Raw genomic sequence first — 9,260 nt, 5'->3', positions numbered from 1 at the left:
AGGCCCGGCATCTCGTGCTCGGCCAGGCGGATCTGCTGCCGTCCGGCGTCAGCAAGAGAAAGATCCGAGACCTTGAACTCGAGATCCCCCACGCGCTCTACCTGCAAATTGCTCATATCTTTCGGTTGTGCCTTTCTGTTTTGACAATTATTAATCCACGCGCCGGGAAACCGGCGGGTGCCTAGACGTTCATGTGCGCGGCATCTGGGCCACGCGGATCCGGAAGATCTCCGATCCTGCTTCCATGTCGAGGCTACCGGCAGAGGCTTCGGCGGCGATCCACGCGCCTGCGCCGGCCGCGAGATCCCCCGCGCGGCCGCGGGTGCACACGATGATCTGCGGGCCTGGGTCTTCCAGCTCGACGCGGCAGTCGGAAGAGGCACGGAGCCGCGACACGTAAAACTCCTCCGCGGGGGTCGGGTACCTCTCGACCTCGAGGGCATCGGCGGGCTCGGCGTTCGGCGGGAACTCCGGAGAGGTCGTCACCACGGGCCTGGCGAGCGGCGAGAAATCGAGCACGCGCAGGAGCTCGGGGACGTCGATGTGTTTGCTCGTGAGACCACCGCGCAGGACGTTGTCCGAGTTCGCCATGATCTCGATCCCCATGCCGGACAGGTAGGCATGCAGACTGCCCTCCCCGAGGTACAGCCCCTCGCCCGGCTCGAGATCGACGAGATTGAGCAACAGCGCCCCGAGCACCCCGGAATCGCCCGGATACTGCTCGGAGAGTTCGAGGATGCCCTTGCACACGCTGAGCATGTCCGCGGGCACTGTTCCGTCCGCGAGCATCCGCACGAGCCGCGAGACGACATCGTCGACTAGCTCTGCCGCAGAGCTGCGCGGCAGGGTGATGAAGCTGGTGAAGATCGCACGCAGACCTTCGTCGTCGCGCTGCGCGTCGAGCATGTCCCGGTAGGGGCGCAGCCGGTCGGAGTCGATTGCGTCGAGAAACCCGATCGTGTCCGCCGGGGGCCGGAAACCGGCCAGCGCGCGGAACGGGGTGAGCGCGACGATCAGCTCGGGCTTGTGGTTACGATCCCGGTAGTTCCTGTTCGGGGCGTCGACGGCGATTCCGAGGGAATTCTCGTGGTCGTACCCCTCGGTGGCGATGGCGCGCGAGGGGTGCGCCTGGAGACTGAGCGCGCGGTCCGCTGCGAGTAGCTTGACCATGAACGGCAGCGTGTCCTCGTACGCATCGGCGATCTCGTCGCCGAGCCCGCGGATCGGATCGGCGGAGATGATCTCGTTGAGGCCCACGCCGTCGATGGTTGCCGGCCCGGTGGGGTGGGCACCGAACCAGCGTTCGGCAATCGGGTACGGAGCGGGTGTCGGCTCCCCGGACAGCTGCGGAAGCGCAACGCGCGAACCCCACGCGTATGTCCTCTCGGCCGGCGACAAGATGTCCATTCCGCTTCGTCGCGCCCCTTCTCTTTCGCCCGGTATGGTGCTTCGCCCACTCCGGTGTCGGTCTCGTTCCATGTCGGTCGCTTGCGTGCGCATCGGTTCTCGAAAAACCCGCTAGGCGGCGACGAGTGCGTATGCCGCGGCGAGTTCGCAGCACGCACTCAATGCCATCGACTCGACGACGAGTTCGTCGAAGTTCGGCTCGTGCCGGTCCGCCGATGGGTCGCGGTCGCCGGGCTCGTGCCCGGCCTCGCGCATGTCGATCCACGACACGCTTCCGAGGCCGGAAGCGAGATACGCGACCCGCTCGGTGCCTGCGGCGAGCACGAGCCCGAAGTAGCTCGGGCGCAACCCGACGCGCTTTGGACCGTCGATGAACTCGTCATGGAAGATATCGTCGGCGCCTCCCCCGGCACCGGAATCCTTGGCGGCGAGGATCGGATCGATTCGCAGCGCGTCCGCGAGCGGCGAGAGCGTCACCGGATACCCTGCGTCGGTGAAGGCCTGGGCGACGCGCCCGGCTACTGCCCCGGCGACCTCGTCCTCGAAGACGATCTGCGGCGCGCTCGACTCCACGACCTCGCGGGCGAGCAGCTTCGCGGGGTTGACCGGAACCGCGAGCTCCGGCCCGTTGGCCGAGAGCCGCTCGTCGACGACGTCCGCCGCAGCCTCGATATCGATCCCGGGCACCCCGAGCGCGGAGAAGAGTGCGAAGCCCACAGCGAGGTGCCGCAGAATCGCGCGCTCGGGCGCGATGAAGGCGAGGGGTTCGATCCACGAGACCCCGGACTCTCCGACCTGCGCGGCCGGGCCCTCCTTGGGGAGGTCGCACAGCACTTCCGCGCCGCGGCGTCGGCCTGTTTCGATGGCCTCGGCCTGCACGGGGTCCCCGGCATCGGCGCCGGAGACGAGGACGACGTCCAGAGCGCCGACCCAGGCGGGGATCCGTTGTTCGATCACGATGGGGAATCCGGCGACTTGCCGCTGCGAGGCGAGGACCGCCGTCACGATTCGGGCTGCAGCTGCCGCCTGGCTCGAGCGACCGACGACCCATACGACGGCGCGCGGGCGCGCACCGCGCAGCCCGTCGAGCGCGCCAGAACGCACCGCGGTGGCCACGGCGCGGATCTGTCCGCCGCCCGTGGCCGCGCCGAGCACCGCGCCAGAGGTATCAGCGGCGCGGATGGCGTCCGCGTCGTCGAGGAGGTCCTCCCCGTGAGAGGGGATCGTGGGCATCACCGGATCAGGCACGAATGATCGCCAACACTTCCGCCGTGAGTTCGTCGACGCCCGCGCGCGTCGGCGCCTCGGCGTTCAGGCGCAGAAGCGGCTCGGTGTTCGAGGCGCGGATGTTGAACCACGTTCCCTCTCCGAGGTCGATGGTGATGCCGTCGAGCCGATCGATCGCGCGGGCACGGGAGGAAAACGCGTCCGCGACGGCCTCCATGCGCTCGCTCTGCGCCTCCGCCGAGGGCAGCTCGGAGTTGATCTCCCCCGAGGCCTCGTAGCGAGAGTATTCGGCCATGAGCGCGGACAGCGGACGGTCCTGCCCTCCGAGGGCGGCGAGAACATGCATCGCCGCGAGCATGCCGGAGTCGGCGCCCCAGAACTCGCGGAAGTAATAGTGCGCCGAGTGCTCGCCACCGAATACCGCGCCGGTGCTCGCCATCTGTCCCTTGATGAAGCTGTGGCCGACGCGCGTGCGCACGGCGATACCGCCGGCCTCGTGAACGATCTCCGGGACGGTGTGGGAGGTGATGAGGTTGTAGATGATCGTCGCGCCCGGCTCCTGCGCCAGGGCACGGCGAGCAACGAGGGCGCTGATCGCGGACGGGGACACCGGGTCGCCGTTCTCATCGACGACGAAGCAGCGGTCGGCGTCGCCATCGAACGCTAGACCGATGTCGGCGCCGCTGTCGCGAACCAGCTGTTGCAGGTCCACGAGGTTCTTCGGCTCCAGCGGGTTCGCTTCGTGGTTGGGGAAATTACCGTCGAGCTCGAAGTACAGCGGCGTGATCTCGAGGTTCGACAGGTTCAACACGGCGGGGACGGTGTGACCGCCCATGCCGTTGCCCGCATCGACGGCGACCTTGAGCGGCCGGACCCCGCTCAGGTCCACCAGGGAGCGCAGGAACTGCCCGTACTCCTCCAACACGTCACGCTCGGAACGGGATCCGGCGGGCCCGTCGAATGCGGGGACGCCGGCGACGAGTTCCCGGGAGATGACGTCGAGCCCCGAGTCCTGCCCGACGGGCTTGGCGCCTGCGCGGCACAGCTTGATGCCGTTGTACTTGGCGGGGTTGTGGCTGGCGGTGAACATCGCGCCCGGGCAATCGAAGGTGCCCGAGGCGAAGTAGAGCTGGTCGGTCGATGCCAGGCCGATGGAAATGACATTCAGGCCCTGCGACTGCACGCCTTCGCCGAAGGCCGCGGCAAGCTCGGGAGACGATTCGCGCATGTCGTGGCCCACGACGACCTGCGCCGCGCCCTCGGAGGCCATGAGCTTGCCGAACGATGCGCCGACATCGCGAACGAAGCCGGCATCGATCTGCTCGCCCACTACCCCGCGAACGTCGTACGCCTTGATCACGGCGGCGACCTGCTCAGGCGTACGCGCCGCGCTCGAACCGTTCGACATCAACACACTCCACTCGTTCGGCGATTTTTCCGATGCTCGTGTGGACGCTCGGGTTGGCTCCCGAGTGGACCTCACGAAATAAGACTGACCGTCTGTACGTCCTCAAGGTTACCGTTCGAGAACATACTGCCGGTACGCATCTTATCTTCGTTCACTCGTCGGGGTGCACCACTCGCAGATGAGCTCGCCGACCTGTGGCTTTCTGCTCGTCACCCGCCCGCTGGCGACTCTTGAGCCGCCGAAGCCATTCCGGATCGGCCGATGTGCCCGGCGCGCCCTGGGTTGTATCGACGACTGCGTCGAGAAGCGCGGTGAGATCGGGATCGGAATCGATCTCGAGGTCGGGGTGGCGCACCATGTTCCAGCCGCGGGGCGGGGAAATGCGCAGCGCATGGGTGGCGCACAGATCCCAGGAATGGGGTTCCTTCTCCTGCGCGAGCGGCCCGACAACGGAGGTGGATTCGGCATAGTTGTACGTCAAAGTCGCCACCGCCCTATTGGGGCAGGCGGCTCGCACGCATCGCCGAACTGTACTCACGACTTCCCAGCGTAGACGTGCCCGGCGCCCTCTGCAGGAGCGACTCGCCGGGCGCGCAGGTCGCACGCGGCGCGTCCACGGCTACTAAGGTTCGAGCCATGAGTCAGTCGGCGCGCGGAGGCATGGGCGGCGGAAAGTCCGCGCAGCCCCAGTGGAAAGAGATCCCCGGCATCCCGGGGCGTGACGAACCCCTCGTGGGTTCGACCATCGTGATCCGCCCCTTCCCCACGGACTCGCGGCGACCTGCCCCACGCAGAGTGACGTCGCGCAGCGCCGCCCGCAGAGGGGCCGGGGTGCGCGGCCCCATTCTCCCGCCCGAGGTTCCCAGGTGGCGTTCACGTTCGGGCGATTTCGATGCCGCCGTGCTCGAGGCCTTCGCACAGATCGACCAGCTCTGGCACGCGGAGCTGACCAAGCTCGACCTCGCCGTCGACACCGTCCCCCGAATGCAGCTGCGCGCCGGACAGTCGTGGCCGCCGGAGGTCATCGCCGACGCGCAGGTGCCGCTTGGTCGGCTCATTCCCGCGGGCGTCGACCGCACGGGCCAGCCGACGAGGGCCCGGGTCGTCGTGTTCCGTCAACCGCTGCTTCGGCGCACCGACTCGCAAGAGGACACAGTCGAGGTCGTCTACGGTCTACTGGTGGAGCTGATCGCGGTCTACCTGGAGATCTCGCCCGACGCCGTCATCCACGGTCCCGACTAGCAGCGCCGGGTTCCGCGCCGAAATGACGAAAACCCGGCCCACAGGGGCCGGGCAGACGACGCGGGCGGAAAGCTACTGGCCCGAGGCCTTCTTCAGGCGGCGGCGTTCACGTTCGGACAGGCCACCCCAGATGCCGAAGCGCTCGTCGTTCGCGAGAGCGTATTCCAGGCATTCGGGCTTGACCTCGCACCCGGTGCAGATGCGCTTGGCTTCGCGGGTCGAACCGCCCTTTTCGGGAAAGAACGCCTCCGGGTCGGTCTGTGCACACAGGGCGCGGTCCTGCCAGCTTTCCTCTGCTTCCGCGAACAAAGCACTGACTTCGAGATCCAGGAATGTTGCGTCCTTCGGCGCGTTTGTAGGCCGTTCTAGGTCCACGCTCATCCCTTTCCATGCATTTGCGGTCTTATGCTGATTCTCGCCGGTCGTTCCGTACCCCACCGTTGTCGTTTCGAGGGGGAATGACACACATGTGATTACACACTTGTCGGCTAGGCGCGTCAAGTGAACGGTCAATGACACAGGTTTTCCTAAGGCGCGCGCGGCGGCGCGGCGGCCACGGTTAGGCTGGTCTGCGTGAAGCTGTGTGTATTGGTCGGCGGAGTCGGCGGCGCGAAGTTCCTCATGGGCGCGCGCGAGCTGCTCGGTACCGACACCCCCGGAAGTCCCCATTCCATCGATGCGGTCGTCAACATCGGCGACGACGCCTGGATGCACGGTCTGCGCATCTGTCCCGATCTCGACACCTGCATGTACACCCTCGGCGGCGGTATCGACACCGAACGCGGCTGGGGCCACAAGGACGAGACCTGGAACGCGAAGGAAGAGCTCGCCGCCTACGGCGTCCAACCGGACTGGTTCGGCCTCGGGGACCGCGATATCGCGACCCACCTGGTGCGCACGCAGATGCTCGACGCCGGGTACTCGCTCACCGATGTCACCGCGGCACTGTGCACGCGGTGGAAGCCCGGCGTCACGCTTCTGCCCGTTTCCGACGACCGCAGCGAGACCCACGTGGTGGTCTCCGACCCGGTGCACGCCGATGCGCCCAAGCGCGCCATTCACTTCCAGGAATGGTGGGTGCGCCACCGCGCGGAGATCCCCACCGAGTCCTTCACCCATATCGGTGCGGAACAGGCGAAACCCAGCCAGCAGGCGCTCGACGCGATCGCCGGCGCGGACGCGATCATCCTCGCCCCTTCGAACCCGATCGTGTCGATCGGCGCGATCCTCGCCATCCCCGGGGTGCGCGCCGCGCTGCGCCAGGCGAAGGCACCGATCGTCGGGATCAGCCCAATCATCGGCGGCGCTCCCCTGCGCGGGATGGCCGACCGCTGCCTCGAGGTCTCCGGAATCGACACCTCCGCGGCTGCCGTGGCGCGCTGGTACGGGGCACGCTCTGGCGCCGGCCTGCTCGATGCGTGGCTCGTGGCGCCCGGCGATCACGCCGAGGTCGACGGGGTCGACGTGCGGGAAGCGCCACTGCTCATGACGACGCCGGAGCTGACCTCCGCCATGGTCGCCACAGCTCTCGAGTCCGTGGGCTGCGCGCCGTGAGCGAGCACGCCGCCACCGGTCCGATCGAGATCTGGGCCCCCGACGGGTTGCCCGATTTCCGGCCGGGCGACGACCTCGCGGGCGCGCTCGCGCGCGTCCTGCAAGCCGCGCCGCAGGGTCTCGCCGACGGCGACATCGTCGTGCTCACCTCGAAGGTGCTCTCGAAGGTCGAGGGCCGGCTCGTTCCCGCCCCCTCAGACCCGGAGGCCCGAGATGCGTTGCGCCGGCGATTGATCGATCAGGAGACGGTGCGCGTCGTCGCGCAAATTAAACGGACACTTATCACCGAGAACCCGCTCGGGATCGTGCAGGCGGCCTCGGGAGTGGACGGCTCAAACGTCGCCGCCGACGAGATCGCACTGCTGCCTGTGGACCCCGACGGCTCGGCCCGCGCGCTCGCCGCCTCGCTCGCCGAGATCACCGGGCGCAGGGTCGGCGTGCTCGTCACCGACACCATGGGGCGCGCGTGGCGCACCGGCCAGACCGATGCTGCGATCGGCGCCGCCGGGGTCACCGTCCTCGCCGGGTACGCCGGGATGGTCGATGCCGCCGGGAACGAACTGTTCGTCACCGAGATCGCCGTGGGCGACGAACTCGCCGCGGCAGCGGACCTGGCGAAGGGAAAGACCGGCGCGCGCCCGGTCGCCGTGGTCCGCGGCTGCGCACACTTGGTGACGGGAACCGCGACGTCATCGGGGGCCGGGGAACTGATCCGCGAAGCCGGGTACGACCTGTTCCGCCTCGGCACCAACGAGGCGCTCGCGGCCGGCCGCGCCGAGGCCGTGCCCGCCCGGCGCTCGGTGCGCGAGTTCGCCGCCGATCCCGTGCCGGCGGAGCTGCTCGAGCAGTGCGTCGCCGACGCGCTCACCGCGCCCGCGCCGCACCATTCCCACCCCGTCCGCTTCGTCAGGGTTGCGGGCGCGCGGCGTACCGCGCTGCTCGACGCAATGGCCGCGGCATGGGAGGAGGACCTGCGCGCCGACGGGTTCTCCGCGGACCAGCGCGCCGGGCGGATGGCCCGCGGGGACATCCTGCGGCGCTCCCCCGAGCTCGTCCTGGCGTTCATCTGTGACGACGCCGGTCCGCATCAGTACCCGGATGCGCGGCGCGCGGCGTGCGAGGTGACGATGTTCACCGTCGCGGGCGGCGCCGCCGTGCAGTCCCTGCTCATCGCACTCGCCGCGCGCGGGCTCGGATCCTGCTGGGTCGGTTCGACGATCTTCGCCGCAGAGGTCTGCCGCGCCGAACTCGACCTGCCGGCGAGTTGGCGGCCACTGGGCGCGGTCGCCGTGGGCTACCCCGCCGAACCCGTGCCGGAGCGCCCGCCCGCCGGAGCGGGCGAGTACTACATGTCCGTGGAGTAGCGGATCCCGCCGTCGGGGATCTCGACCCCAGGCCACACGCGGGCGCCGCGCAACAGCTCGCAGCGCGCGCCGATATCGGCACCGTCGCCGATGACGCCGTCGCGGACGAGCGCCCGCGGGCCGATACGGGCGCCGAAGCCCACGATCGACCTCTCGACGACGGCGCCGGCCTCGATTTTGGCGCCCTCGAACACGACCGCGCCGTCGAGCCGCGCGCCGGCGCCGATCTCGGCGCCGCGTCCCACGACGGTCCCGCCGATGAGGACCGCGCCGGCGGCGATGCCTGCGCCCTCGTGGACCAGCGATTCGCCCTTCGCATCGGGCAGCGCAGGCGACGGCGCGATTCCGCGCACGAGGTCGGCCGAACCGCGCACGAAGTCCTCCGGGGTGCCCATGTCGCGCCAGTAGGCGGAATCGACGTGAGCGAACACGCGACGGCCGTCGGCGATGAGCTTGGGGAACACCTCACGCTCGACCGACACCGGCACGCCTGCTGGGATCTCGTCGATCACCTCGCGCTGGAAGACGTAGGTGCCCGCGTTGATCTGGTCGGTCGGCGGGTCCTGGGTCTTCTCGAGGAACTGCTCGACGCGACCGTTCTCGTCGGTCATCACGCAGCCGAAGGCGCGCGGGTCGGCGACGCGAACCAGGTGCATGGTGACGTCGGCGGAGTTCTTCTCGTGGGTGTCGAGCACCTGGCGCAGATCGGTACCCCCGAGCACGTCCCCGTTGAACACCATGATCGTGTCCGCAGTGAGCGCGTCGGCGACGTTGCGAATACCGCCGCCGGTGCCCAGCGGCTCGTCCTCGACGACGTAGGCGATCTCAAGGCCGAGCTCCGACCCGTCACCGAAATGCTCCTCGAATACCTCCGCCTTGAACGAGGTTCCGAGCACCACGCGGTCGATACCCGCCGCCTTGATGCGCGCGAGCAGGTGCGTGAGAAATGGTAGTCCCGCGGTCGGCAGCATCGGCTTGGGCGCTGAGATCGTCAGCGGCCGCAGGCGCGTGCCCTTTCCTCCGACGAGAACGACGGCCTCGGTGGTGCTCATGTTCGT

At 68.7% G+C, this 9,260-nt stretch carries 10 protein-coding genes; 3 read left to right on the top strand and 7 right to left on the bottom strand.

Annotation, left to right across the window (positions count from 1 at the left end; translation table 11 throughout):
* The 5 genes from K8V11_RS03115 to K8V11_RS03095 all read right to left on the bottom strand — a co-directional run.
* Positions 1-116, bottom strand: a 116-nt coding sequence (locus K8V11_RS03115; RefSeq protein WP_303910752.1) for an adenosylhomocysteinase, incomplete at its 3' end; no start/stop codon positions are given.
* 73 nt (positions 117-189) lie between these two features.
* Positions 190-1,407, bottom strand: coding sequence for a mannose-6-phosphate isomerase, class I (gene manA, locus K8V11_RS03110; RefSeq protein ID WP_303910749.1), 1,218 nt, complete (start codon positions 1,405-1,407; stop codon positions 190-192).
* 111 nt (positions 1,408-1,518) lie between these two features.
* Complete coding sequence (locus K8V11_RS03105) at positions 1,519-2,655, bottom strand: hypothetical protein (RefSeq protein ID WP_303910748.1); 1,137 nt, start codon at positions 2,653-2,655, stop codon at positions 1,519-1,521.
* On the bottom strand, positions 2,648-4,042 hold the full coding sequence (locus K8V11_RS03100; protein WP_303910747.1) for a phosphomannomutase/phosphoglucomutase: 1,395 nt from the start codon (positions 4,040-4,042) through the stop codon (positions 2,648-2,650). Before K8V11_RS03100 ends, K8V11_RS03105 begins: the two co-directional genes overlap by 8 nt.
* Positions 4,043-4,193: 151 nt before the next feature.
* On the bottom strand, positions 4,194-4,580 hold the full coding sequence (locus K8V11_RS03095) for a DUF3499 domain-containing protein (protein WP_303910746.1): 387 nt from the start codon (positions 4,578-4,580) through the stop codon (positions 4,194-4,196).
* Positions 4,581-4,678: 98 nt separating this feature from the next.
* Here K8V11_RS03095 and K8V11_RS03090 point away from each other — a divergent pair, with 98 nt between their 5' ends.
* Positions 4,679-5,284 carry a metallopeptidase family protein gene (locus tag K8V11_RS03090; protein WP_369693023.1) on the top strand — a complete coding sequence of 202 codons (606 nt, stop codon included), beginning with the start codon at positions 4,679-4,681 and terminating at the stop codon, positions 5,282-5,284.
* Between the two features lie 72 nt (positions 5,285-5,356).
* Here the strand turns inward: K8V11_RS03090 and K8V11_RS03085 are convergent, their stop codons facing one another.
* Positions 5,357-5,665, bottom strand: a complete 309-nt coding sequence (locus tag K8V11_RS03085; protein ID WP_303910745.1) for a WhiB family transcriptional regulator — start codon at positions 5,663-5,665, stop codon at positions 5,357-5,359.
* A 192-nt stretch (positions 5,666-5,857) separates the two neighbouring features.
* On the opposite strand from K8V11_RS03085, the gene cofD reads away from it, so the two are divergent.
* Both cofD and K8V11_RS03075 read left to right on the top strand, forming a co-directional pair.
* The gene (cofD, locus tag K8V11_RS03080; protein ID WP_303910744.1) at positions 5,858-6,838 is read left to right on the top strand and encodes a 2-phospho-L-lactate transferase; all 981 of its coding nucleotides are present in this window, start codon (positions 5,858-5,860) and stop codon (positions 6,836-6,838) included.
* Positions 6,835-8,202 carry a coenzyme F420-0:L-glutamate ligase gene (locus K8V11_RS03075; protein WP_303910743.1) on the top strand — a complete coding sequence of 456 codons (1,368 nt, stop codon included), beginning with the start codon at positions 6,835-6,837 and terminating at the stop codon, positions 8,200-8,202. Before cofD ends, K8V11_RS03075 begins: the two co-directional genes overlap by 4 nt.
* On the opposite strand, the gene K8V11_RS03070 is transcribed toward K8V11_RS03075, so the two are convergent.
* Positions 8,184-9,254, bottom strand: coding sequence for an NDP-sugar synthase (locus K8V11_RS03070; protein WP_303910742.1), 1,071 nt, complete (start codon positions 9,252-9,254; stop codon positions 8,184-8,186). The genes K8V11_RS03075 and K8V11_RS03070 overlap by 19 nt on opposite strands.
* Positions 9,255-9,260: the final 6 nt, after the last annotated feature.

This window comes from Dietzia timorensis, assembly GCF_020742175.1.
Lineage (GTDB): Bacteria > Actinomycetota > Actinomycetes > Mycobacteriales > Mycobacteriaceae > Dietzia > Dietzia timorensis_A.
The sequence above is the reverse complement of the archived record's forward strand: the minus strand, read 5'-3'. Positions and strand labels throughout refer to the sequence as shown.